This is a genomic window from Paracoccus onchidii, from assembly GCF_028294535.1.
Classification (GTDB): Bacteria; Pseudomonadota; Alphaproteobacteria; order Rhodobacterales; family Rhodobacteraceae; genus Paracoccus; species Paracoccus onchidii.
Map to the genome: position 1 here is coordinate 62,870 of NZ_JAQBIE010000016.1, position 23,292 is coordinate 86,161.

Below are 23,292 nucleotides of genomic sequence, written 5' to 3' on the forward strand. Positions count from 1 at the left end.
TCGACCTTTGGCCTCAGGCGCGAACCTGGTCCCTGACCCATGACCGGAACGCCGTGAGCAAAGGATCCGACACCCGGTCATCCGGGGTGACCACGAAATAGGCCGTGTCGGTTTTCATCGGCGCGGATGGGATCACCTGCAAGAACCCCTGTTGCACTTCCCGCTCGATCAGATAGCTGGGCAGAAGGGCGACCCCCATGCCCGCCGCTGCCGCCTCGATCAGCAATGAGAACTGGTCGAACCGATGCCCCTGAAAGCCGCGCCCGATATCCCCCTGATTTGCGGACAGCCATTCCGGCCAAAGCATCGGGCGCGAAACAAGGTGCAGAAGGGGCGTGTGATCAGGGAAGGTATCCGGCCCCCGGATCAGCGATGGCGCAGCCACGGGCAGCACAGTTTCGCCGCAAAGATAGGTGCAACTCGCCCCCGGCCAGGCCGGCTTGCCATAATGGAAGGCGATATCGACCCCTGCTTCGATCAGGTCGAAATGGCCGGTATGTGACTGGACGGTGATCTGGACACCAGCATGCTGGGCCAGGAAATCAGGCAGGCGTGGCATCAACCAACGGCTGCCAAAAGTTGGCAGGGTCGCCACCGTCAATTGCCCGGTCACGTCACGGGTGCTGGCGGCGCGCAGGGCCAGATGTTCGATATCGGCGAGCAGGCGTTCGATTTCGGGCCGCAGACGCTGACCGGCGCCCGACAAGACGATGCGTTGCCGGATGCGTTCGAAAAGTGCGACCCCCAACTGGCTTTCAAGATCCTTGATCTGCCTGCTGACCGCGCTTTGCGTCAGGTTCAGTTCGACAGCGGCGCGGGTAAAGCTGCCATGGCGGGCGGCGGCTTCGAAAGCTTGTAAACCGGCAAGGTCCGGCATTTGGCTGCGGCTCAACATCATTCCGTTCTCGCATGAAGTCAGTTTCATTCAGCGCGTTTCAGCGCCGATTTAATGCTTTATGAAGATCAAAGCATATTCAGGCAAGCGAGGAGTGTTGACCGTGAGCCAAGTTAAACATGTGACACCGGATGCAATCCGGGCGCGTTTCTCGGCCGCGATGTCGGCCATGTATCGCGACGAGGTGCCTGCTTATGGCACGTTGATGTCGCTGGTTGCCGATGTGAACCGTCAGGTCCTGGAAACGGACCCCGCATTGGAAGAAAGACTGCGCTGGGTTGGCGAATTGGCGCGTGTCTCCGAGGAACGGCACGGCGCGATTCGTCTCGGGACGGCGCAAGAATTGTTCAACATGCGGCGGCTGTTCGCGGTCATGGGCATGTTTCCGGTTGGGTATTACGACCTGACCGAAGCGGGGGTTCCGGTTCATTCGACGGCGTTCCGACCCGTGACCGAAAGCGCCCTGCGCCGCAATCCGTTCCGTGTCTTTACATCGTTGTTGCGGCTGGACCTGATCGAAGACGAGGCGTTGCGCGAAAAGGCCCGCGATCTGTTGGCCGAGCGGCGGATCTTTACCGATCTTTGCCTGTCGCTGATCGACCGCTGCGAGGCGAATGGCGGGCTGGACGAGGCCGAGGCCGAGCAATTCGTCGAACAGGCGCTTGAGACATTCCGTTGGCATTCAGATGCGCTGGTGACGCTTGACCTGTATCAGATGCTGCATGATGCGCACCGATTGATCGCGGATGTCGTGTCCTTCCGCGGTCCGCATATCAACCATCTGACGCCACGCACGCTGAATATTGATGCCGCCCAGGAGATGATGCCACAGCGCGGCATCAGCCCCAAGGCCGTGGTCGAGGGGCCGCCAAGGCGACAATGCCCGATCCTGCTGCGTCAGACATCCTTCAAGGCGTTGGACGAAGAGGTCAGCTTCAAGGGTGAACAAGGCCGTCACACCGCACGTTTTGGCGAAATCGAAGCCCGGGGACAGGCGCTTACGCCCAAGGGTCGCGCACTTTACGATCACTTGTTGACCCGGACCCGTGACAGGGTGCGGCCAAATCCCGATGGCAGCAATGCGCAGGAATATGTTGCCGCGCTTGCCGAAAGCTTCGTCGATTTTCCTGACGATCTGGATCGTATCCGCAAGGAAGGGTTGGGATATTTCGAATATTCGCTGACCGGCCGGGCGCAATCCGGGGATTGGTCCGGTGATGGTGATGTCGAAACCTTGCTTGCCCGGGGCTATCTTCGCGCCGACCCGATCACTTACGAGGATTTTCTGCCGGTCAGCGCGGCAGGGATATTCCAGTCCAACCTGGGCGATGAAGGTGGGCAGGGCTTTGCAGCCAGCCCAAATCGCAGCCGCTTCGAAGCGGATCTGGGCGCCGAGGTCCAGGATGAATTCGAACTTTATCAATCCTTGCAAGACGCCTCATTGGCACGCTGCCTGAGTGAACTGCGTCGCGTCAATGCCACAGCACAGTAAGCCACGAAACAGAAGGAACGACATGATGAAAGACGCCTCTGAGATGGATCTGAAGACCAGCGCACATGCCATTCTGGCCAAGCTTGGTGCCGATACCGCCGTATTGGAAGCGGGTGAGATGGCCAGCTTTTCGCCTGTGACGGGCGAACAGATTGCCGCGCTGCCGGTGCAGGATGCCGCCGAGGTGGCGTCGGTCATCGACCGTGCGGCCCAGGCGTTCCGTGTCTGGCGCAAGGTCCCCGCACCGCGTCGCGGGGAATTGGTCCGCCTGCTGGGCGAGGAACTGCGCATGGCAAAGGATGATCTGGGCCGTCTGGTTTCGATCGAGGCCGGCAAAAGCCCGTCGGAAGGTGCGGGCGAAGTGCAGGAGATGATTGATATCTGCGATTTTGCCGTCGGCCTGTCACGCCAACTTTACGGGCTGACCATCGCGACCGAAAGGCCGGGTCATCGGATGATGGAAACCTGGCATCCGCTTGGTGTTGTCGGGGTTATCTCGGCGTTCAACTTTCCCGTTGCGGTTTGGTCGTGGAACACGGCATTGGCGCTGGTTTGCGGAAATCCGGTGGTCTGGAAACCGTCGGAAAAGACCCCTCTGACCGCGCTGGCCTGTCAGGCGATCCTGGATCGTGCGCTGACCCGGTTCGGCGATGCCCCCGAAGCCCTGAGCCAGGTTATTATCGGTGGGCGCGAAACCGGCGAGGCACTGGTCGACGATCCGCGTGTCGCGCTGGTTTCGGCCACCGGGTCGACCCGTATGGGGCAACAGGTCGGGCCGCGTGTGGCGGCGCGCTTTGGGCGTTCGGTCCTGGAACTTGGCGGGAACAATGCCGGCATCGTCTGCCCCTCGGCCGACATGGATATGGCGCTGCGGGCCATTGCATTTGGCGCCATGGGCACGGCCGGCCAACGGTGCACCACGATGCGCCGCCTGTTCGTGCATGACAGCGTCTATGATCAATTGGTGCCGGGGCTGATCAAGGCATATGGCTCGGTTTCGGTCGGCAATCCGCTGACCACGCAAGCCCTGGTTGGTCCTTTGGTGGACCAGCAGGCCTTCGAGGCGATGCAGGCCGCGCTTGCAGCTGCCGCGGCAGAGGGCGGCAAGGTTCATGGTGGCAGCCGTGTGACTGATGTCGCCCCGGATTCCGCCTTCTATGTCCAGCCAGCCCTGGTCGAGATGCCTGCGCAAACCGGTCCGGTTCTGCAAGAGACCTTCGCACCGATCTTGTATGTCATGCGCTATAGCGATTTTGACGATGTGATCGAACTGCACAATGCGGTTGGGGCGGGGCTGTCGTCCTCGATCTTTACAACTGATCTGCGCGAAAGCGAGATGTTCCTGTCGGCGGCAGGGTCGGATTGCGGGATCGCCAATGTCAATATCGGTACGTCAGGGGCCGAGATCGGCGGTGCTTTCGGCGGTGAAAAGGAAACCGGCGGCGGACGTGAAAGTGGTTCGGACGCCTGGAAGGCCTATATGCGCCGCGCCACCAACACGATCAACTACTCTCGCGAGCTGCCGCTGGCGCAGGGTGTGGTGTTCGATATCTGAGGGCGGGATGGACATCAGAACCAGCATGTTTCGTCCGGCCAAGAGGATAGAGGATCTCGGCGTCTCCGAGATCCTCGCCATAACCGCGCGGGCCAACGAGTTACGGCGGGCGGGGCGACCCGTCATCATTCTGGGTGCCGGCGAACCGGATTTCGACACACCCGATCACATCAAGGAAGCTGCGATTGCGGCCATCGGAAGGGGCGAGACAAAATATACCGCCCTCGACGGAAGCCCCGAACTGAAACGCGCGATCCGCGACAAGTTCCAGCGCGAGAATGGCCTCGAATTCGGTGCCGACGAGGTGACGGCCGCCGCTGGCGCCAAGCAGATCCTTTACAACGCGATGATGGCCAGCCTGAATGATGGCGATGAAGTGATCGTCCCGACACCGTGCTGGACCAGTTATTTCGACATTATTCGTATTGCAGGTGGCGTTCCGGTGCCGGTCGCCTGTGATGACAGCACGGGCTTTCGCCTGACGGCCGAGGCGCTGGAGGCGGCGATAACCCCGAAAACCCGCTGGCTTATGCTGAACTCACCGTCCAATCCGACGGGGAGCGCATATCATGAAGCCGATTACCGCAAGCTGATCGACGTATTGCATCGTCATCCGCAAGTCTGGCTGATGGTCGACGACATGTATGAGCATATCGTTTATGACGGGTTCCGTTTCGTGACACCGGCCGCTCTGGATGTCGCCATTCGCGATCGCTGCCTGACCGTCAACGGTGTTTCCAAAGCCTATGCGATGACAGGTTGGCGGCTTGGGTATGCAGGCGGACCGGCCGGGCTGATCGCGGCCATGGCCGTGGTTCAAAGTCAGTCGACCTCTTGTCCTTCATCCGTGACGCAAGCTGCGGCCATCGCTGCGTTGGATGGCCCGCAAGGGTTCCTGGCCGATCGTGCCGCCAGCTTTGCGGCGCGGCGCAACCTTGTCGTGGAAGGGCTGAACGCGATTGACGGTATCACCTGTCGCACACCCGAGGGCGCGTTCTACACGTTCGCAAGCTGCGAAGGACTGTTGGGGTGCGTCACCCCCCAGGGTGCCCGACTGGACAGCGACCGCGACTTTTGCGCCTGGCTGCTTGAGGTTGCAGATGTCGCCGTTGTGCCGGGGGCCTGTTTTGGCCTGCCGGGGTATTTTCGCATCAGCTACGCGACATCGCAGGCCGAACTAAGTCAGGCGCTTGCCCGCATCGCCAAAGCCTGCGGCATGTTGCAGCACCGATCCGATGCTTGACACATCACCGGAACACGGCGGCAAGACCAGCCGTGTTCCCCCGGCGTCGGCACCCCAGCATTGCGAGGATTCCCTGATCATGCCGAACAGTCTCGCCAATCGAGTGGCCGAACTTGCGTCTGCCTTGTCCCGAGCCGGTTTCGGCGGTGAAATTGACGATGACGGGGCGCTTCTCGCGGCGATGTCCACGGATAATTCGGTTTACCAGATCACCCCGGATCTGGTGGTCGCTCCGCGCAGTGCGGATGATCTTGTGCTGCTGCTGCGCGTTCTGGACCAGCCACGGTTCTCTGGTCTGGCGGTGACGGCAAGGGGTGGCGGAACCGGGACCAATGGGCAGGCGCTCAATCGGGGTATCATCGTCGATATGCGCCGTTTCATGAACCGGCTTGTGGCCCTGAACGCACAGGACGGTTGGGCCGAGGTCGAGCCGGGCATGGTGCTGGACGATCTGAACGCGCAGATCCGTCATTCCGGCTGGTTCTTCGCGCCGGAAACCTCGACCTCGACGCGCTGCACCATTGGCGGAATGGTCAGCACCGATGCGTCGGGGAAGGGGTCGCGGATCTACGGAAAGACCTCTGACAATATTCTGGGGCTGGAAATTGCCCAGTCGCAAGGGCTGTTGAATAGTCTTTCATCGCCCCCCGACTGGGCCCGGCCCATGTTGGCGCAGGCCGAACTGGCAGCCCGCCAAGGGCGACAAGCCTTCATGGACAACACCCCCCGCCTGAACCGGCGATATACCGGATATGATATCGAGCGGGCCTGTTCCGGGCATGACGGTTTCGAATGGTGGCGCCTGTTCCTGGGCGCCGAAGGAACGCTTGGTCTGTTAAGCCGCATTCGGGTGAAGCTGCGGCGGATCGAAAAGGAAAAGCGTCTTGTCGTCGCGGGCTTTGGTTCGTTCCGCGAGGCGCTGGCCGCCGCGACCCCTTTGCTTGCGGCCGACCCGACAGCCGTCGAGGTCATGGATGAAACGGTGCAGGCATTGGCCGATGATGCCGGCATTCTGGACCGCCTTCCACCTGCGCTGCGCGCGCGCGCGGGGCAGCGTATCGCCTATGTCTTTGTCGAGATGAATGGCAATGATGCGGAACTGCTGGATGCCCGGGTCTCATCTTGCAAAGAAATTCTGAGGCATCTGCCCGGTATACTGGCCGACCATCTGTCTTGCGATCTGACCGAGATCCGTGGGCTATGGGCGGTAAGATCGGCCGCGGTGGGTTTGTTGGGCAGGGTTGACGGTGGCGCGCGCCCCGTCGCCTTTGTCGAAGATACCGTGGTGCCGCCAGAAAACTTGCCTGCTTTTCTGGATGACTTTCTGGACGTGCTGACCCGCAACCACCTGGGGTTTGGCATCTATGGTCACGTCGATGTCGGTTGCCTGCATATTCGCCCGGTGTTGAACCTTGATGAGACGACCGATCGCCAGCGGCTTGTCACGGTTTCGGACGCAGTATTCGATCTGACGCGCAAGCATGGCGGCATCTTTTGGGGCGAACATGGCAAAGGCGTGCGCGGTGCGTATTTGCGCGATTGGATCGGACCAGAGGCTTATCGGGCCTTGCAAGGGGTCAAGGCGGCATTTGATCCGCAGAACCGTTTCAACCCCGGCAAGCTGGTGACGAATGGCGGGTCGATCATGGGAATTGGCTCGACCCCTTTCCGGCGCTTCAACGCGCCGCCCGGTGATGCGCTGTCCAATGCCTTTCGGTGCAATGGAAACGCGCAATGCCTCAGCTATGCCGCGACCACGCCGATGTGCCCCAGCTTCAAGGCGACCGCCGATCTGCGGCAAAGCCCCAAGGGTCGCGCAGATGCCTTGCGGGACTGGCACCGGTCGCGATTGTCTGGCTGCGTTTCTCCGCAGCGCGAGGCCGAGCTGTTGGCCGCGCTTGACACCTGCCTGGGTTGTAAGGCCTGCGCATCCAGTTGTCCTGTGCAGGTTGACATTCCGGCGATGCGGTCCGCTTTTCTCGCGGATTATTTCCAGCGTCATTCGCGCTCGCTTGGTGATCGGTTGGTGCTCTGGGCGGAACGTTTCAGTCCGGCGACACTGCGATTGGCACCGGTCATCGCCCCTTTCTGGCCGATTGCCGCCCGTATCGGTGAATGGATGACGGCAAGTGTCGATCTGCCTCGCCGGCTTGCGCGGCTGCCCGGTGATATATGGCTGGACGAGGATGATCTGGCGGGCTCTCTGCCGACGGGAACGGTCATTCTGGTGCAGGACTGGTTCACTGCATTGTTCGATGCCGAGGCGCAGCGTGATGTCATTGTGGGGCTGACCGCGCTTGGCTATCACCCCCGGCTTCTGCGGATGCGCCCGGCGGGCAAGGCGGCGCATGCCGCCGGAGATCTGGCCGGGTTCCGTCAGATGGCCGAGCGTCTGGCCGATCTGTTGCGTCGTGCCGAGATTCGTGCCCCGCTGGTGGCTTTTGAACCCGCTTTCGGCATGATGCTGCGACAGGAATACCCCAAGGCGGGCATTGACGTGCCTCGGGTCCGGATGGTGCAGGAATTCCTGTTGGAAGAGCTGCAAACACGCCAATTCCCGCAAGCGTCGGCCAAGGACAGGCTGTTGCTGATGTCGCATTGCACCGAAGCAACGGCTTTGCCGCATTCTACGGATGCCTGGCGTCAGGTCTTTGCAGCGATTGGACTGGAGGTCGATACCCCGCAAGCGGGCTGCTGCGGGATGGCAGGGCTGTTTGGTCATCAGGCGCGTCATCAGGACATGTCCCGCAAGCTGTTCGATATGTCATGGCGCTCATATCTGGAATCGGACGCAGACATCGCTGCAACGGGATTTTCCTGCCGGTGTCAGGGCAAGCGTTTGTCCGGACGCACCCCGTCGCACCCTTTGGGGCTGATCGCCCGCCACTTGTCGTAATGTCGTCGTCAGGTTGTCGGCAGGCGTGGACATCTGCGCGTGACCGGGGCGTATCGCTCGAGTTAGGTGCCGGCCAAAGGAATGTCCTTGGCCAGTTGCGACATAAGCCCGGTTGTCGCCATGCCCAGATTGTCCCCGCGCAGGGATATTTTCAACCAGCCGGTATCGGTCAGATCCCATGTGTCAATGACGCCAAGCGTGTCGCCGTCGACGTTTTCAGGTTTCCGGAGCGGCATGTTTTCCCGCGCATCGCGTATGCCAATCCCTGAAGTTTCGGCAAGAAGCCGGGCAATTTCATCGCGCCTTGCCTCGTTGCGCAGCTGCACCATCAGCGACAGGGTGTGGCCGCGCCAGACGGGCACGCGGGTGGCGATGCAGGTGACCGGGAAGGCAGCGTCGAACAGGGTATTCAGCTCGGTTTCCAGCGCCAATGCCTCGCCCGGCAGAGATGACACCACATTGTCATGCGCCAGATAGGCCGGCATTCCGGGCAGGTCGGTGCCGCTGACGGCTTGCAGGGTAGTCACATGCACCGCCTCGATCCCGAAGCTTTGATGCAGTTGTGCAAGGGGGGCAGCGCACATTGCCGTGGTGCAGTTGGGCGTGGACACAAGCTGATGCCCCCGTGTGTCGGGCAGCGGCAATCCCGGCGCCAGCAGCAGTCCGGCCTGACGCGCATATTCGCAATGCGAGACGATCCGTGCGCCGCGCTGCAAGTGCTGGCGCTCGATCGCCTCGGCGCCGTCATCGGGCAGGAAGGACAGGATCAGATCACCGGTGGCCTTGGCCTCGGGTGCAAGAATGGGCTGTCGAAGGGCAAAGTCTCGGGCGTCGGGGTTGGCGAACCACGGGACATGACGGGCGGATTCGCCGTGGCGGTGGTCATGCAGGCTGACGATTTCGACGGATGATTCGCGCAGCAGTCGCGCGATCAGATGCTGACCCAGCAGGCCCAATGCCCCAAGAACAGACAGTTTTTTGGTCACGACAACCTCCGCTTCAGATTTTTCTTGCCATATAAGAAATGTCATAACACCATAGCTGACATGTTAAATCGAGCGATATGACATTTCATGTATGATCCAAGCTCTCCCATGTTGCGCTCGGGCCTGTCGGATGGCGGCCTTCCCAGCCCTGACGCCAAGTCCCGCTTTGCCGAGGACCGGATGCTTGCCGCCACCATCTGGTGCGAGATCGCGCCCGGCGAGGTCATCACCGAGGCCGACGCGATGGAGCGTTTCGGCCTGTCGCGCGCCGCGGCCCGTGCGGGGCTGATGCGGCTGGGCTTTGACGGCTGGGCATCGCCCAAGGCGCGGATGGGGTGGGAGGTGCTGCCGATCACCGGCCAGCTGATCGGCGACGTGCTGTCGGCCCGCCGCATCGTCGAACCCGGCCTTGCCCATGTGCGCCTGACCGACGCCGCCCTGACCGAGATGGAGCAGATCCACGACATCCTGAAGGCCCTGTCGCGCGGTGGCGACAATGCCGCGGTCAGCGCGGTGCGCCTGCATGTGGACCGGATCGACGGGCTGCTTCTGGGGGCGATCAACCCCTTTACCGCGCGCCACCTGCGCAAGCTGTGGCACCATTCCGCGCGGATCACCCATTTCCTGGAAGGCGACAGCGGCACGCTGTTCCGCCGGGACGACGTGTCAGACCTGGTGGGGGCGGTGCTGCAACGCGACGCCGCCGGCATCGAGCGCGCGCGACTGGCGCTGATCGATGCGCAGGAACGCTATTTCCTTCGCCAACTTCTGAAGAACGACGCGCCGCTGATGCCGGGCAGCGGGCTGGCGGCGCGCAACAACCACGACAACGCTGCGACCAACAGGAGACCTCAATGACCCCCAAGCTCAACCTGCTGCTGGCCAGTGTCGCAGCCGCCACCCTTGCCCTGCCCGCGATGGCCAAGGACCTGACCGTCGATCTGTCGGGCGAGCCGTCCTCGCTGGACCCGCAGGTGCAGTGGAACCCCGACAGCTACTATGTCTATCGCAACATCTTCGACAACCTGGTCACGCGCGACAATGACGGCAATATCGTGCCGCAGATCGCGATCGCGTGGGAACAGGTCAGCGATACCGAGATGCTGCTGACTCTGCGCGACGACGTGACCTTCCATGACGGCCAGAAACTGACGGCCGAGGATGTGGTCTTTTCCGTCCAGCGCATCACCGACCCGGAATTCGCCTCGCCGCAGCTGGGCCAGTTCAACCAGATCGCATCCGCCGAGGCGGTGGACGACGTGACCGTCAAGCTGACCACCGACGGCCCCTATCCGGCGCTGATGGCGCAGCTGGTCAAGCTGTCGGTCGTGCCCAAGCACGTGGTCGAGGAAGTCGGTGCCGAGGCGTTCAACGCGGCCCCCGTGGGGTCCGGCCCCTACAGGTTCGAGGGTTGGGATCGCGGCGTGTCCGTCACGCTGACCCGCAACGACGACTACTGGGGCGAGGCTGGTCCGTTCGAGGGCGCGACCTTCCGCGCCGTGCCCGATGCCGCGACGCGCCTTGCAAACCTTCAGGCGGGCACCGCCGATCTGGTCGTGGGTCTGGACAGCGACGGCGCCGCGCAGCTGGAAGGGCAGGGCGACGTAAAGGCGCTGTCCGCCCCGACCGAGCGTGTGGCCTATCTGGGCATGAACCTGGACAAGCCGCCCTTCAACGATCCCGAACTGCGCAAGGCCGCCAGCATGGCTATCGACAATCTGGGCATCACCGAGGGTCTGCTGGGCGCAGGCGAGGTGCCGATGGCGCAGCTGTCCTCGCCCGCGCATTTCGGCTATGCCGAGGGGATCGAGCCCTGGGTTTTCGACCCCGATGCCGCCAAGGAAATCGTGTCGGCCAAGGCCGATATCGCCGCGACGCCCGCGACCTTCGCCACCGCGCCGGTCTTCGACCAGCGCATCGTGCAGGCGCTTCAGCAGATGCTGAACGATGTGGGCTTCAACGTCTCGATCAGCGTGACGGACATGCCGACCTATCTGAACATCGTGCGGTCCGAGCCTGCGGACAACGCGGAACTCAGCTTCGGTCGCTGGTCCTGCGCCTGCCAGGACGCGGACGGCATCGCCTATCCGCTGCTGCATTCCGACAGCAACTGGAGCCGCGTGAACGACCCCGAACTGGACAAGCTGCTGGACGAGGCCCGCGTGTCGCTGGACCCCGAGGTCCGTCAGGACGCCTATGCCCAGGTCCACCAGATCGTGCGCGACAACTACTATCTGCTGCCGATGTACCAGGCGGCGGTGCTGTATGGCGCGGCGTCCGAGCTGGAATTCACGCCGACCGCGAATGAGAGCATGTTCCTCAACCGCATGAGCTGGTCCGAGTGATGTCCGCCTTCCTTCTGAAACGCTTGCTTCAGGCAATGGTCACGGCGTTCGGCGTCATCACGCTGGTGTTCTTCATCCAGCGCCTGACCGGCGATCCGACCGCCCTGCTGCTGCCCGAAACGGCGACGCAGGAGGATTTCGAGGCCATGCGCAGCGCGCTTGGCTTCGACCGGCCCCTGATCGAACAGTACATTGCCTTTCTTGGCGACATGCTGCGGTTCGATCTGGGCCGGTCCTATATCCAGAACGCCCCCGTGGCCGAGATATTGGCCAGCCGCATCCCCCAGACGCTGCAACTGGCGGGGGGCGCGCTGCTGGTGGCATTCGCCATCGGTCTGCCCGCGGGTGTCGTCATGGCGCTGACGCGGGGGCGGGCGATCTCTCGCTGGATCATGGGCGTCGTGCTGGCCTGCCAGTCGATGCCCACTTTCTGGAGCGGGATCATGATGATCCTCGTCTTCGGGGTCTGGCTGAAATGGCTGCCGCCTTCGGGCACCGGCACGCTGGCGCATCTGGTGATGCCCTCGATCGCGCTTGGGCTTCTGTCGCTGGCGACCTATGCGCGGATCACGCGTTCCGCCGTCATCGACGAGCTTGGCCGCGACTATGTCCGCTCGGCCCGTGCGCGGGGGGTCCGCACGCCCCGGCTGGTCCGGCGGCACCTTCTGCGCAATTCGGCCATTCCGGTCGTGTCGATCACGGCGCTTGAAATCTCTCAGCTGCTGGCGGGTGCGGTGATCGTCGAGACTGTGTTCGCCTGGCCGGGTCTGGGGCAACTGACCGTGCAATCCGTCGCCTCGCGCGATTTCGCGGTGGTGCAGGCGGTCGTGCTGCTGGGGGCCTTCGCCACCATCTTCGCCAACCTCGCCGCCGACATCCTCTATTCCGTGATCGACCCGCGAGTGCGTCTGGGGGGGCAGTGATGAGCGTTGCCGCAACCCGTCTGCCCGCCCGCATCCTGCCCTGGTGGCCCGCGATCCTGCTGGGGGCGATGGTGCTGGTCGCGATCTTCGCGCCCTTGCTGGCGCCGATGGACCCCGACCGCCAGAACCTGCTGGCCCGCCTGAAAGTGCCGGGCTTCGAGAGCCGGGGCGCCACCAACTGGCTGGGCACGGACGAGCTGGGCCGCGACATCCTCAGCCGCCTGATCCACGGTGCGCGGGTGTCGATTTCCGTGGCCGTTCTGTCGGTGCTGCTGTCGGGCGTGGTGGGCATCACCGTCGGCATGCTGGCCGGATACCTGCGCGGCTGGACCGAGACCGTGCTGATGCGACTGGTCGACATCTTCCTGTCGATCCCCGCGATCCTGCTGGCGATCATCACCGTGGCGGTGCTGGGGCCGGGCTTCTTCAACGTGATCCTGGTCCTCGCGCTGACGCGGTGGCCGCGCTATGCCCGCGTGGCCTATGGCCAGACCCTGTCGGTCGCCCGCCAGCCCTTCGTGACGCTGGCGCGGTCGATGGGCTGTTCGGTCCCGCGCGCGCTGCTGCGCCACATCCTGCCCAACATCATCGGGCCGATCCTGGTCGTGGCCACGCTTGAATTCGGGCTGATGGTCCTGTTCGAGGCGGGCCTGTCATTCCTGGGCCTTGGCGTGCAGCCGCCCACCGCAAGCTGGGGCGCGATGCTGTCCACGGGCCGCAACTATGTCGCGACGGCCTGGTGGATCGCCACCTTCCCGGGGCTTGCCCTGTTCATGCTGGTGCTGTCGGCCAACCTGATTGGCGACCGCCTGAGCGACATCATTGGAAAAGGACGCTGAGAATGCATTTCGGAACCGCCTTCGAGGGCAAGCGCGTGGTCGTCACCGGTGCCAGCGGCATCATGGGCCGCGCCCTGGCCGACCAGTTCGAGGCAAATGGCGCGATCGTCTGCCGGACGGATCTGAACGTGGACGGGATGCCGGGCTTTGCCGTCGCCGCCGATCTGACCGAGGATGCTGGGCTGGATCACCTGCTGGCCACCGTCGCCGCCGAATGGGGCGCGCCGGACGTGGTGATCAACAATGCCGCGCTTTATCCGTCCGCGTTCATGTTGGACATGGAGGTCGCGGATTGGGACCGGATCATGTCCGTGAACCTGCGCGCGCCCTTCGTGCTGACGCGCGGCTTCGCGCTGCAGATGATCGAGGCGGGCGTCAGGGGCAATGTCATCAACATCTCGTCTGGGGCGGCGCGCAAGATGCGGCGCACGATGGTGACCTATTGCATGTCCAAGACCGCGCTGGACCGCCTGACCAAGGGTTTCGCGCTGGAACTGGCCGAATTCGGCATCCGCGTGAATGCGCTGGAACCGGGCTTTGCGGCGGGCAGCGCCGTGTCCAGCCTGCCCAAGGAACATGTCGACCGCGTGATGGCGAACATCCCCCTTGGCCACGAGACCACCGCCGAGGATGTGGGCAATGCCGCGCTGTATCTTGCATCCGACGCGGCCCGCAACGTGACCGGCGCGACCCTGTCGGTCGATGGCGGCAATTCGGCGGGCAGCCTCGATGTCTATCAGGACAAGAAGTCGCCGCTATGATCTGGTCGCCTGCGCCATATCCCTGGCCCGAGGGCAAGCGCGCCGCCGCGTGTTTCAGCGTCGATGTGGACGCGGTCTCGCCCTATCTGTGGGCCACGCGGGACGCACGGCCCGAAACCATCGCCGTGCCCGAACATCGCATGGCGGGGATGCGGCGCGGGCTGTCGCGGATGACCGACATGCTGGCGCGGCTGGACCTGCGCGGCAGCTTCTTCGTGCCGGCGGTCGTCGCGCGTGAAAACCCCGACCTGCTGCCCGGCCTTGTGGAACGCGGCCACGAGATCGCGCTGCATGGCGACTGGCATGAACTGGTCGGCGACATCTCGGACCAGCAGTTCTCCGATGCGCTGGAGGGCTCGATCCAGCTGTTCGTCGCGCAGACCGGCCAGCGCCCCGAAGGCTTCCGGTCGCCCGCATGGGAGATGACGCCCCACATGCTGCGCGAGCTGCGGCGTCTGGACCTGTGGGATTCCTCGCTGATGGGCGAGGACGTGCCCTATACCATCGGCGGCGTGACCGAGCTGCCGGTGCGGTGGGATATTGACGACGCGATTTTCTTCAAGTTCCTGGGCGCGGGCGACCGCGCGCCGCGTTCCCATATCGAGATCGGCGAGCGTTGGCAGTCCGAGGCCCGGTCCGCCCGCCGGCACGGCAGCCTGTTCATGCTGACCGTCCATGACTGGATCAGCGGCCGCCCCGCCCGCATCGACATGCTGGAGGATCTGTGGCGCATGATCGCCCACAGCGACGACATCTGGCGCCCCACCTGCGGAGAGCTGGCCCAGCATCATCGCGGTCTGACCGATCAGCCCGATTTCCCGCTGCCGCAGCTTCCCGTCCATACCACCAAGGGATCACCGCAATGAACGAACAACCAGTCATTCGCGGCGGCGCGCAGGCCTGGTCGCTGAGCAAGCCGCAGGTCGCAGGCGCCCGGGGCATCGTCGTGGCCCAGCACCGCGAGGCCGCCCAGATCGGCGCGAATATCCTGTCGCAGGGCGGCAACGCGATGGACGCCGCCATCGCCACCGCGCTGGTCCTGTCGGTAGTCGAGCCCTGGCTGTCGGGCATCGGCGGCGGCGGCTTCCTGCTGCATGCGGCCGCCGACGGCACGGTCGATGCGCTGGATTTCAACCTGATGTCGCCGCAGGGGCTGGACCCCGCCGATTACCCGCTTGCGGGCGGGTCGGACGGCGACTGGTTCGACTGGCCCGCCGTGCGCGACAACCGCAACATCACGGGCGGCTCGTCCATCTGCACGCCGGGGGCGGTGGCGGGCTTTGCCGCTGCGCTGGAACGTTTCGGCACCATGTCCTGGGCTGATATCGTGGCCCCCGCAGCCCAGATCGCGGTCCGTGGCATGACGGTCGACTGGTTCGCGGACCTGGCCTTTGCCGTGGATCGCACGAACCTTCTGGGCAATTCGGCGGCGACGATGCTGTTTCTGAACCCCGATCTGCGTCTTCCGCATCCCGATACGGCCTCGGCCACGGTGCTGCCCATGCCCAACAAGGCCGCAGCCCTGCGCCGATTGGCCCAGAACGGCCCCCGCGAGTTCTACGAGGGGGAAACCGCCGATCTGATGCTGCAGGATCTGGCGCAGGTCGGTTCCTGCATCAGCGCCAAGGATCTGCGTGATTACAACGTGGTCTGGCAGAAACCTCAGGTGCAGGATTACCGCGATCGGCAGATCTGCGTCATCCCCGGCCTGTCCGGCGGGCCCAGCCTGCTGCGTGCGCTGTCGCATCTGCAGGACCGCCAGCTTGGCACGCTGTCCGATGCAGAACAGTCGGCGGCCCATGCGGTCGCCTGCCGCGAGGCCTATGAAGACCGCCTGAAGACGTTGGGCCACGCCGCCGCGACCGAGGATTGCACCAGCCACCTGTCGGTGATCGACGCGCAGGGGAACATGGTGTCGCTGACCAACACGCTGCTGTCGCGCTTCGGGTCCAAGGTGGTGCTGCCGCAGACCGATATCGTGATGAACAACGGCATGATGTGGTTCGATCCGCGCCACGGGCAGCCGAACTCGATCGCGCCGGGGGTCAAGCCGCTGGCCAACATGTCGCCGGTGATCGCGCTGCGCGATGGCCGCCCCGAGATCGCGCTTGGCGCGGCGGGCGGGCGGCAGATCTTCCCGGCGGTGCTGCAGATCCTGTCGCATCTGATCGACCGGGGCGATACGCCCGAAACCGCGATGGCCCGCCCGCGCATCGATGCCAGCACGGCGACGATCCTCGTGGACCGGCGCGCGGCGGCGGATGTGGCGACCGCGATCAGCGAACATCACCCGGTGCAGCTGACCGACGACACGGTCTATCCGGTGCAGTTCGCGATCCCCTCGCTGGTGCAGGCGGGGCAGGGCGACGGCATGGCGGCGGGCGCCGCGCATCCGGTCAGCCCCTGGGCCGCAGCGGTGGCCGCGCCATGAGCCTGCTGGAGGTCACGGATCTTGCGGTCGCAGCCGGATCGCTGCAACTGGTCGATGGCGTCACGCTGGATGTCCGCCCCGGCGAGGTCGTCGCGCTGGTCGGCGAAAGCGGCTCGGGGAAATCGCTGACGGCGCTGTCAGTGATCGGGCTGCTGGCCGACAGCCTGCGCATCACGCGCGGCAGCATCCGCTTTGACGGGGTGCCGGTTCATGGCGCGGGCGGGCAGGACATGGCCGACCTGCGCGGCAACGGGCTGGCGATGATCTTCCAGGAACCCGTGTCCTCGTTGAACCCGCTGATGCCCATCGGCGCGCAGGTCGCGGAAAGCCTGATCGTCCATGGCCGCGCCTCGCCCGCGGATGCCGCGCAGCAGGCGGTGCGCATGCTGGGCCGCGTGGGCATTCCCGACCCCGAACGCCGGGCGCATCAACTGCCGGCGGAACTGTCGGGCGGCATGTGCCAGCGGGTGATGATCGCGGCGGCGCTGATATCCAGGCCCCGTCTGCTGATCGCGGACGAGCCGACGACCGCGCTGGACGTGACCATCCAGGCGCAGATCCTGGACCTGATCCGCGACCTGGCCGAGGAAGAGGGCACCGCCGTCCTGATGATCACCCACGACATGGGGATCGTCGCGGAAATGGCCGACCGCGTCTGCGTGATGTATGGCGGGCGCGTGGTGGAGCAGGGCGATGTGCACGACATCTTCCGCCAGCCGCGCCACCCCTATACCGCGATGCTGCTGCGTACCATTCCGCGTCTGGATCACCCGCCGAAGCAGGAACTGTTCGCCATTCCGGGCAATGTCCCCAGCCCCCGGAACTGGCCGCAGGGCTGCCGCTTCAAGACCCGCTGCGACCGCGCGACGGCGCAATGCGACGCCACGCCCGCCCTGTCCGAAGGCGCGCATCGCGTGGCCTGCTTCCACCCCCTGTCCGAGGGCATGTCATGACCGCGCTTCTGGAATTGCAGGATCTCAAGGTGCATTTTCCGGGCAGGGGCGGGCGTTCCGCCCCCGTCACCCGCGCCGTGGACGGGGTCAGCCTGACCATCCACCAGGGCGAGACCGTCGCCGTCGTGGGCGAATCCGGCTGCGGCAAGTCCACGACCGGCAACGCCGCGCTTGGGCTGGCCCCCGTCACGGACGGTCGCATCCTGTTCGAGGGGCGCGACCTTGCCACCCTGCGCCCGGCCGAGCGTCGCGCCCTGTGGCAGCGGATGCAGGTGGTTTTCCAGGACCCGGTCTCGGCGCTGAACCCGCGCATGTCGATCGCCCGTTCCATCGCCGAACCGCTGGTCATCAACGGCTGGCCCGCCGACAAGGTGCGCGCCCGCGTGGATGAGCTGATGGATCTGGTCGGCCTGAACCCCGACCAGCGCGACCGCCGCCCCACCGCGCTGTCGGGCGGTCAGCGGCAGCGCGTCGTGATCGCGCGGGCGCTGGCCCTGTCCCCGAAGCTGGTGATCTGCGACGAGCCTGTCAGCGCGCTGGACGTATCCATCCAGAGCCAGATCCTGAACCTGCTGCTGCGGCTGCAGCGCGATCTGGGGCTGAGCTATCTGTTCATCTCGCATGACCTCAGCGTGGTGCGGCATATCGCGGACCGCGTCTGCGTGATGTATCTGGGCATTGTGGTCGAGGAAGGCCCCGTGACCGAGGTCTTCGCCCGGCCGCATCACCCCTATACCCGCGCGCTGATCAGCGCGATCCCGCGCCCCGACGTGTCGCGCAGGGATCGCGGGTCGCGCATCCTGCTGAAGGGCGATCTGCCCAGCCCCACGAATCCGCCTCCGGGCTGCCCCTTTGCGACGCGCTGTCCGAAGGTGATGCCCGAATGTTCCCGAGCACGCCCGCCGTTGGAACAGATTGGTGCGAAACGATGGGTCCGCTGTTTGGCACCCGAGGGCAGCACGGGTTGAACATCTGCAGGCAAAGACGGCGCCGATCTTCGGGCGCCGTCCGTTGGCCTGCGCGATGGTCCCACCACTGGAACCTTCGGGCAGGGCCTTACGCAGTTTGCCGTGTCGGGGCGACCACGACGTCGCGGATATTCACCGATTGCGGCTGCGTATACATGAAGACCGCGATGCGGGCGACATCATCCGCGTGAATGGCGCCACCGATGCTGTCTTTCCAGTCCTGATACCCATTGATGATGTCGGGATTGGTCGTATGGTCCAGAAGCTCGGTCTCGACCGCGCCAGGGCAAATGGTCATCACGCGCACTCCGGTATCGGCGACCTCTTCCCGGACATTCTCGCTGATCGCCGAGACGGCGAATTTCGTGCCCACATAAGCCGCGTGATTGGGAAAGGACTTCTTGCCGGCAATCGAGCTGATATTGATGATCGTGCCATGGTTGCGGCGCTTCATGTCGCCAAGCACGGCTTGCATACCGTTCAGCAAGGCCACAACGTTCACATCATACATGTTGCGCCACTCTGCCGGGTCTTGCGTATCGATTTGCCCAAGCTGCATCAGCCCCGCATTGTTGATCAGGCAATCGGCCGGTCCATATTGACCTTCGGCCTCGACGATGGCGGCGCGAAGGGCGGCGGTGTCCGTGACATCGACCTTGCGGCAGACGGTGTTTGGCAGATCAAGCGCCTCTAGCTTTTCGATACGGCGCGCGATCAGAAGCAATGCATGCCCTGCATCCGAGAACTGCTTTGCAATGGCGGCCCCGATGCCGGAACTGGCCCCGGTGATCACAACGAGCGGCTTGGTCATGGAATACTCCAGGTTTGATTTGATGGCGCGCATCCGAGCCATTGGTTTCAGCGATGGACAGCAGATAGATCTTTTGATTAGCTTGAAAAATAGCCGCAATATGAAATGACTGTTCGGTAAAAATGAACGATATATCCTGGCGGGGCATCCGCGCATTCCTGCATGTGGCGGAACATAAAAGCTTTACGGCCGCGGCCGCCGCGTCGGGCGCATCCAAAAGCAATCTCAGTCAGCTTGTGTCCGAACTTGAGGCCGCGTTGGGTGTGCAGCTTTTGCACCGGACCACCCGGAAGCTCAGAATGACCGATATCGGCCAAGGCTATTATGAACGCTGCAAGCAGGCGATGATCCAGCTTGATTCAGCGGCGGAATGGGCCGCAGAGGCGACACATGATCTGCGCGGAGAGATCCGCATGAACTCGGTCGGCGGCCTGCTGGGCGAGGAAGTCGTGGCCCCCTTGGTCCTTGGTTTTCAACAGCGCTATCCGGACGTGAATGTCATGTTGTCCTTTTCAAGCATGCGTGTCGATATCATCGAAGATCACTATGATCTGGTCTTGCGAATGGGTCGGCTGCCGGATTCGACACTGATTGCCAGAACCCTCAAATCGATCACCACCCGATATGTGGCCAGCCCTGCCTTCGTGAAAAAACACGGGTCGCTTGAAAACCCGCAGGATCTGAAAAAGGTGCCGTTGATCTACGGCTCGGTGGACCATTGGATCATGAAGCGCGGAACAGAACAGCAGATCATCCATGTCGAAGGCGGCATCAAGGCAGCAAGCGGACGGATCATGCGAAAAGCCGCCCTGAGCGGGCTGGGTGTCACACGTTTGGGGGATGTGAACTGTCAGGCTGACATCAGTCAGGGAAGACTGGTCGAGGTCCTGCCGGACTGGTCCGAAGACACGGCGATTTCTCTGGTCTGTCCACCGGTCAGGTATCAGCTTGCCCGCGTTCGGGCGTTGATGACCTGGCTGGCCGAGCGCTTTGACGGACAGCACCGCAAAGTGCTGGATCTGGGGCCGGATGCCATGTGATCAAAAAGCCGCGGATGGCAAGGGCCTTCGCCGGGTGCCCGTAAATCGGTCGGAAAATCGTCGCGGGTTGGGTCCGCCCGCAAGGTGGATCGATCAGCCAATCAGAAAGGTTGAAAACGCGGGATAGAAACTGACCAGGGCCAGAAGCGTGATCGCAACCAGATAGAAGGGCCAGAGCTGGAAAACGATCTTGCTCATTGGCACCCGCTCGATGGCAAGGGAGACAAAAAGCGTGGTGCCGACCGGCGGCGTATACAGTCCTATGGCCAGATTGACGACCATCATCACGCCCAGCTGGACCTGATCGATTCCGACATGCGGTGCGACCCCGGCGAAGATCGGGGCCAGCAACAAGACTGCGGCCGGCAGATCCAGAAAGGTGCCGATCACGATCATCAGCAGGTTCATCCCAAGGATGATCGCCCATGGCTCTTGCAGGGTGTCCAGCATCCAGTTGGCAAGGTTTTCGGGAACGCTTTCAAAGGTCAAGATCCATTGCAGCACCGATGACGACATGATGACCAGCATGATGACGCCGGTCATCATGCCTGCGGACAGCACGCATCCAAGAAATCGCGGCAAGGTCAGATCACGATAGACGAACGCCCCGACGATGATGGCATAGGCCACGGCGAACACGCTGATCTCAGTCGGGGTGACGACACCGCCCCGTGCAAGAATGACCACCAGAAGTGGCATCAACAATGCAGGGATCGCCCGCCAAAGCTGTGCCGGCACCTTGCGCAGGGCAAACCGTCGTGACAGGAGCCGCAGATGTATCGCCATCATGGCAAGCGCCGCCGCGAATATCTGTAATCCCCCCAGAATATCGCCGAAATAAAGCAGCCCAAGCAGGATGTTGGCGGCAATTATGATCGCCAGATCACGCGCGTCAAACAGTGCCGACAATTCGAATGACGACTCCGGCTCGACCGGAGATCGCGGCAGGTCGCGGATCTGCGCGATGACATAGCAGCACAGGAAGAACAGAACGGTCAGGATGATCCCCGGAACGATCCCCGCGATGAACAGCTTCGGGATCGATGTTTCCGTGATCAGCCCATAGAGGATCAGCGGAATCGACGGCGGTATCAGGACTGAAATGGTCGAGGTCGCCGCATTGACCGCCGACGGAAATCCATCAGGATAACCTTGTCGTTTCTGAACCGGGATAAGGGCGTTTCCAAGGGCCGACGCATCTGCAACCGCAGAGCCTGACACGCCGCCAAAGAACAGCGACCCCAGAACGCTGACCTGCGCAAGGCCGCCCTTCATCCACCCGACCAGCATCTTCGAAAAATTCACCAGATATTCTCCGAACCTGCCGGACATCATGATGTCACCGGCAAGAATGAAGAACGGTATCGCCAGCATCGGGAAGCTGGAGGTGGGCTGATACAGGTTCAGGATCGCCTCGAACAGGAACATTGGTTCTTCCTGCAGCATCGCCACGCCCGAAGCCATCAACAAAGCATGTGCGATTGGAACGGACAGGATCAACAGGACGATGAAGGCGACAGCCGCGATGATGGACATCAGATACCTCGTAAGCTTGGGCTTACATGCTGTTTGATGAATGCTGGATCTCGGCTCCCGCCAGAAGGCGGATCACCGTTGTCACGGCCGTCACGCCAAGCGCGCCATAGCCAAACAGCAGGGCCAGATAACTGTAGCTTTGGGGCACCCCAAGCGACGTGAACTGCACGTTCCCGGCCGCGAACTGCATTCCGCCCTCGAAGATCCCGAAACCCAGAAACACATAGACCACGGCCCCGCAGCACAGGATGACAATTGTCTGGACAACCAGTTCAAGCCACAGCCGAAGGCGGCCCGTCAGCATGGATGACAACAGTTCGACGCCGATATGCTGGCTGTGCTGGGCCGCAAGCGCCGCCCCGGCCATGATGAACCAGGGAAAGGTCAGTTCGACGATCTCGACCGACCATGAGATACTGGCACTGGTGCTGTAGCGCAGGATAGCATTGGCGAGGGTCGGCAGAAATATCGCGCAGAACGTGACCAACAGAACCACCGCCGAAACAAGGCGGATCGCGCTGTCGATCAGTGCAACCAGCGGACCCAGTGGTCCGCGGGCGTTCTGTGCGATCAGCATGTGGCGCATCATGGTTTACTGGGCCGCCGCATCGGCCGCCGCACGGATATTCGGGACGATCTCGCCCAGCTCGGCTTCCCATTTTTCATAGACGCTGGCCGTGGCCTGCTTGAAGGCCTCGGTATCGACATCGTTGAATTTCGCGCCTTCCTCGATCAGCTTTTGCTCCAGCTCCACATCGGCGTTGAAGTTCAGCTCTCGATTGAGTTGGGTCGCCTCATCCATCGCGGCCTGAACCATGGCCTTGTCGTCATCCGACAGCTTGTCCCACCAACGCTTCGAAGCCAGAACCGGCGTCATTTCATATTTGTGGTTGGAACGCGCGATAAAAGGGGTCAGTTCGTGCAGCTTGGACGAATAGATATTGGCAAGCGGATTTTCCTGCCCCTCGAACACACCGGATTGCAGCGCCGCCGGCAGTTCGGAAAAAGCCAGCGGGGCCGGGTTCGCCCCAAGCGCCTGGAAGGCATCCATCGTCACCTGCGACTGAGGCGTCCGGATTTTCATGCCATTGATATCGGCGGGCGTGGCGATGGGTTTGGAAACATGGGTGATCTTGCGGATCCCGTTGTCCCACCAACCCAAAACGACATACCCCTGTTCATCAAGCTGGGTGGCGATCCCGTCGCCAATCGGCCCGTCCAGAACTTCCCAGGCCTGCGGCAAAGAGGAAAACAGATAGGGAAGCCCGAAGGCGTTCAGGTCTGGCACGATTTCTGCGACCGGGCCGTCGGAATTGGCGGTGATCTGCATGGTGCCCAGCTTGACCGATTTCAGCATCTGGCGGTCGTCGCCGAGGGTTGCGGAATGGGCCACATTCACCGTCATGTCGCCCCCCGATGCCTCGGTCAGTTTTGCGGCAAACAGCTCTCCGGCTTCGACGCGGGGGTTCCCTGGCTTCGCGTTCATGCCGATAACGATTTCATCGGCCATTGCGGGCAGGGCGGTCGCCCCCATCAACAGCGCGGCCATCGCGGAAATTCTAAAGCCCATCGTTATCCTCCCAAAATCTGATGGTTCACCGAAAGTAAATACCGCAGG

At 63.1% G+C, this 23,292-nt stretch carries 20 protein-coding genes; 14 read left to right on the top strand and 6 right to left on the bottom strand.

The window, feature by feature from the left end:
- Positions 1–13: 13 nt before the first annotated feature.
- Positions 14–892: a LysR family transcriptional regulator gene (locus tag PAF17_RS13130; protein WP_271889563.1), complete on the bottom strand. Its 879-nt coding sequence runs from the start codon at positions 890–892 to the stop codon at positions 14–16.
- A gap of 106 nt (positions 893–998) precedes the next feature.
- On the opposite strand from PAF17_RS13130, the gene hglS reads away from it, so the two are divergent.
- From hglS to PAF17_RS13150, 4 genes are read left to right on the top strand one after another with little or no spacing between them, the layout of a single operon-like run.
- Positions 999–2,387, top strand: a complete 1,389-nt coding sequence (gene hglS / locus PAF17_RS13135; RefSeq protein WP_271889564.1) for a 2-oxoadipate dioxygenase/decarboxylase HglS — start codon at positions 999–1,001, stop codon at positions 2,385–2,387.
- Between the two features lie 25 nt (positions 2,388–2,412).
- Positions 2,413–3,942 (top strand): L-piperidine-6-carboxylate dehydrogenase, encoded by a 1,530-nt coding sequence (gene amaB, locus PAF17_RS13140; RefSeq protein WP_271889565.1) that lies wholly within the window; start codon positions 2,413–2,415, stop codon positions 3,940–3,942.
- A gap of 7 nt (positions 3,943–3,949) precedes the next feature.
- Entirely contained in the window at positions 3,950–5,185 is a 1,236-nt protein-coding gene (locus tag PAF17_RS13145; RefSeq protein WP_271889566.1) for a pyridoxal phosphate-dependent aminotransferase, read from the top strand.
- Positions 5,178–8,081, top strand: coding sequence for an FAD-binding and (Fe-S)-binding domain-containing protein (locus PAF17_RS13150; protein WP_271889567.1), 2,904 nt, complete (start codon positions 5,178–5,180; stop codon positions 8,079–8,081). The genes PAF17_RS13145 and PAF17_RS13150 overlap by 8 nt, the downstream gene beginning before the upstream one ends.
- Positions 8,082–8,143: 62 nt before the next feature.
- Here PAF17_RS13150 and PAF17_RS13155 read toward each other — a convergent pair whose 3' ends face one another.
- Entirely contained in the window at positions 8,144–9,067 is a 924-nt protein-coding gene (locus tag PAF17_RS13155; protein ID WP_271889568.1) for a hypothetical protein, read from the bottom strand.
- Positions 9,068–9,154: 87 nt separating this feature from the next.
- On the opposite strand from PAF17_RS13155, the gene PAF17_RS13160 reads away from it, so the two are divergent.
- Genes PAF17_RS13160 through PAF17_RS13200 form a run of 9 tightly spaced genes read left to right on the top strand, consistent with a single transcriptional unit; the run spans position 9,155 to position 18,287 of the window.
- A complete protein-coding gene (locus PAF17_RS13160; protein WP_271889569.1) occupies positions 9,155–9,925 on the top strand; it encodes a GntR family transcriptional regulator in 771 nt (256 codons plus the stop codon).
- On the top strand, positions 9,922–11,412 hold the full coding sequence (locus PAF17_RS13165; RefSeq protein ID WP_271889571.1) for an ABC transporter substrate-binding protein: 1,491 nt from the start codon (positions 9,922–9,924) through the stop codon (positions 11,410–11,412). Before PAF17_RS13160 ends, PAF17_RS13165 begins: the two co-directional genes overlap by 4 nt.
- Positions 11,412–12,335 carry an ABC transporter permease gene (locus PAF17_RS13170; RefSeq protein WP_022708311.1) on the top strand — a complete coding sequence of 308 codons (924 nt, stop codon included), beginning with the start codon at positions 11,412–11,414 and terminating at the stop codon, positions 12,333–12,335. Before PAF17_RS13165 ends, PAF17_RS13170 begins: the two co-directional genes overlap by 1 nt.
- Positions 12,335–13,174: an ABC transporter permease gene (locus PAF17_RS13175; RefSeq protein WP_022708312.1), complete on the top strand. Its 840-nt coding sequence runs from the start codon at positions 12,335–12,337 to the stop codon at positions 13,172–13,174. The genes PAF17_RS13170 and PAF17_RS13175 overlap by 1 nt, the downstream gene beginning before the upstream one ends.
- A gap of 2 nt (positions 13,175–13,176) precedes the next feature.
- On the top strand, positions 13,177–13,935 hold the full coding sequence (locus tag PAF17_RS13180) for an SDR family NAD(P)-dependent oxidoreductase (RefSeq protein ID WP_271889572.1): 759 nt from the start codon (positions 13,177–13,179) through the stop codon (positions 13,933–13,935).
- Positions 13,932–14,801 carry a polysaccharide deacetylase family protein gene (locus PAF17_RS13185; RefSeq protein WP_271889573.1) on the top strand — a complete coding sequence of 290 codons (870 nt, stop codon included), beginning with the start codon at positions 13,932–13,934 and terminating at the stop codon, positions 14,799–14,801. The genes PAF17_RS13180 and PAF17_RS13185 overlap by 4 nt, the downstream gene beginning before the upstream one ends.
- The gene (locus tag PAF17_RS13190; RefSeq protein ID WP_271889574.1) at positions 14,798–16,366 is read left to right on the top strand and encodes a gamma-glutamyltransferase family protein; all 1,569 of its coding nucleotides are present in this window, start codon (positions 14,798–14,800) and stop codon (positions 16,364–16,366) included. Before PAF17_RS13185 ends, PAF17_RS13190 begins: the two co-directional genes overlap by 4 nt.
- The gene (locus PAF17_RS13195) at positions 16,363–17,319 is read left to right on the top strand and encodes an ABC transporter ATP-binding protein (protein ID WP_271889575.1); all 957 of its coding nucleotides are present in this window, start codon (positions 16,363–16,365) and stop codon (positions 17,317–17,319) included. Before PAF17_RS13190 ends, PAF17_RS13195 begins: the two co-directional genes overlap by 4 nt.
- Entirely contained in the window at positions 17,316–18,287 is a 972-nt protein-coding gene (locus tag PAF17_RS13200; RefSeq protein ID WP_271889576.1) for an ABC transporter ATP-binding protein, read from the top strand. The genes PAF17_RS13195 and PAF17_RS13200 overlap by 4 nt, the downstream gene beginning before the upstream one ends.
- Positions 18,288–18,375: 88 nt before the next feature.
- Here PAF17_RS13200 and PAF17_RS13205 read toward each other — a convergent pair whose 3' ends face one another.
- Positions 18,376–19,098 carry an SDR family oxidoreductase gene (locus tag PAF17_RS13205; RefSeq protein WP_271889577.1) on the bottom strand — a complete coding sequence of 241 codons (723 nt, stop codon included), beginning with the start codon at positions 19,096–19,098 and terminating at the stop codon, positions 18,376–18,378.
- 122 nt (positions 19,099–19,220) lie between these two features.
- Here PAF17_RS13205 and PAF17_RS13210 point away from each other — a divergent pair, with 122 nt between their 5' ends.
- Positions 19,221–20,138, top strand: a complete 918-nt coding sequence (locus PAF17_RS13210) for a LysR family transcriptional regulator (RefSeq protein WP_271889578.1) — start codon at positions 19,221–19,223, stop codon at positions 20,136–20,138.
- Between the two features lie 93 nt (positions 20,139–20,231).
- Here PAF17_RS13210 and PAF17_RS13215 read toward each other — a convergent pair whose 3' ends face one another.
- From PAF17_RS13215 to PAF17_RS13225, 3 genes are read right to left on the bottom strand one after another with little or no spacing between them, the layout of a single operon-like run.
- Positions 20,232–21,674: a TRAP transporter large permease gene (locus PAF17_RS13215; protein ID WP_271889579.1), complete on the bottom strand. Its 1,443-nt coding sequence runs from the start codon at positions 21,672–21,674 to the stop codon at positions 20,232–20,234.
- A 22-nt stretch (positions 21,675–21,696) separates the two neighbouring features.
- The gene (locus tag PAF17_RS13220; protein WP_271889580.1) at positions 21,697–22,251 is read right to left on the bottom strand and encodes a TRAP transporter small permease; all 555 of its coding nucleotides are present in this window, start codon (positions 22,249–22,251) and stop codon (positions 21,697–21,699) included.
- 15 nt (positions 22,252–22,266) lie between these two features.
- Entirely contained in the window at positions 22,267–23,244 is a 978-nt protein-coding gene (locus PAF17_RS13225) for a TRAP transporter substrate-binding protein (RefSeq protein ID WP_271889581.1), read from the bottom strand.
- Between the last annotated feature and the right edge of the window lie 48 nt (positions 23,245–23,292).

Bases quoted from the DNA above. Each gene is read 5' to 3' on its own strand.
- PAF17_RS13170 (WP_022708311.1), top strand. From the start codon at position 11,412: ATGTCCGCCTTCCTTCTGAAACGCTTGCTTCAGGCAATGGTCACGGCG.
- PAF17_RS13195 (WP_271889575.1), top strand. From the start codon at position 16,363: ATGAGCCTGCTGGAGGTCACGGATCTTGCGGTCGCAGCCGGATCGCTG.
- PAF17_RS13180 (WP_271889572.1), top strand. From the start codon at position 13,177: ATGCATTTCGGAACCGCCTTCGAGGGCAAGCGCGTGGTCGTCACCGGT.
- PAF17_RS13215 (WP_271889579.1), bottom strand. From the start codon at position 21,674: ATGTCCATCATCGCGGCTGTCGCCTTCATCGTCCTGTTGATCCTGTCC.
- PAF17_RS13200 (WP_271889576.1), top strand. From the start codon at position 17,316: ATGACCGCGCTTCTGGAATTGCAGGATCTCAAGGTGCATTTTCCGGGC.
- PAF17_RS13150 (WP_271889567.1), top strand. From the start codon at position 5,178: ATGCTTGACACATCACCGGAACACGGCGGCAAGACCAGCCGTGTTCCC.
- PAF17_RS13145 (WP_271889566.1), top strand. From the start codon at position 3,950: ATGGACATCAGAACCAGCATGTTTCGTCCGGCCAAGAGGATAGAGGAT.
- PAF17_RS13225 (WP_271889581.1), bottom strand. From the start codon at position 23,244: ATGGGCTTTAGAATTTCCGCGATGGCCGCGCTGTTGATGGGGGCGACC.
- PAF17_RS13175 (WP_022708312.1), top strand. From the start codon at position 12,335: ATGAGCGTTGCCGCAACCCGTCTGCCCGCCCGCATCCTGCCCTGGTGG.
- PAF17_RS13210 (WP_271889578.1), top strand. From the start codon at position 19,221: ATGAACGATATATCCTGGCGGGGCATCCGCGCATTCCTGCATGTGGCG.
- PAF17_RS13185 (WP_271889573.1), top strand. From the start codon at position 13,932: ATGATCTGGTCGCCTGCGCCATATCCCTGGCCCGAGGGCAAGCGCGCC.
- PAF17_RS13190 (WP_271889574.1), top strand. From the start codon at position 14,798: ATGAACGAACAACCAGTCATTCGCGGCGGCGCGCAGGCCTGGTCGCTG.
- amaB (WP_271889565.1), top strand. From the start codon at position 2,413: ATGAAAGACGCCTCTGAGATGGATCTGAAGACCAGCGCACATGCCATT.
- PAF17_RS13220 (WP_271889580.1), bottom strand. From the start codon at position 22,251: ATGCTGATCGCACAGAACGCCCGCGGACCACTGGGTCCGCTGGTTGCA.
- PAF17_RS13205 (WP_271889577.1), bottom strand. From the start codon at position 19,098: ATGACCAAGCCGCTCGTTGTGATCACCGGGGCCAGTTCCGGCATCGGG.
- PAF17_RS13165 (WP_271889571.1), top strand. From the start codon at position 9,922: ATGACCCCCAAGCTCAACCTGCTGCTGGCCAGTGTCGCAGCCGCCACC.
- PAF17_RS13160 (WP_271889569.1), top strand. From the start codon at position 9,155: ATGTATGATCCAAGCTCTCCCATGTTGCGCTCGGGCCTGTCGGATGGC.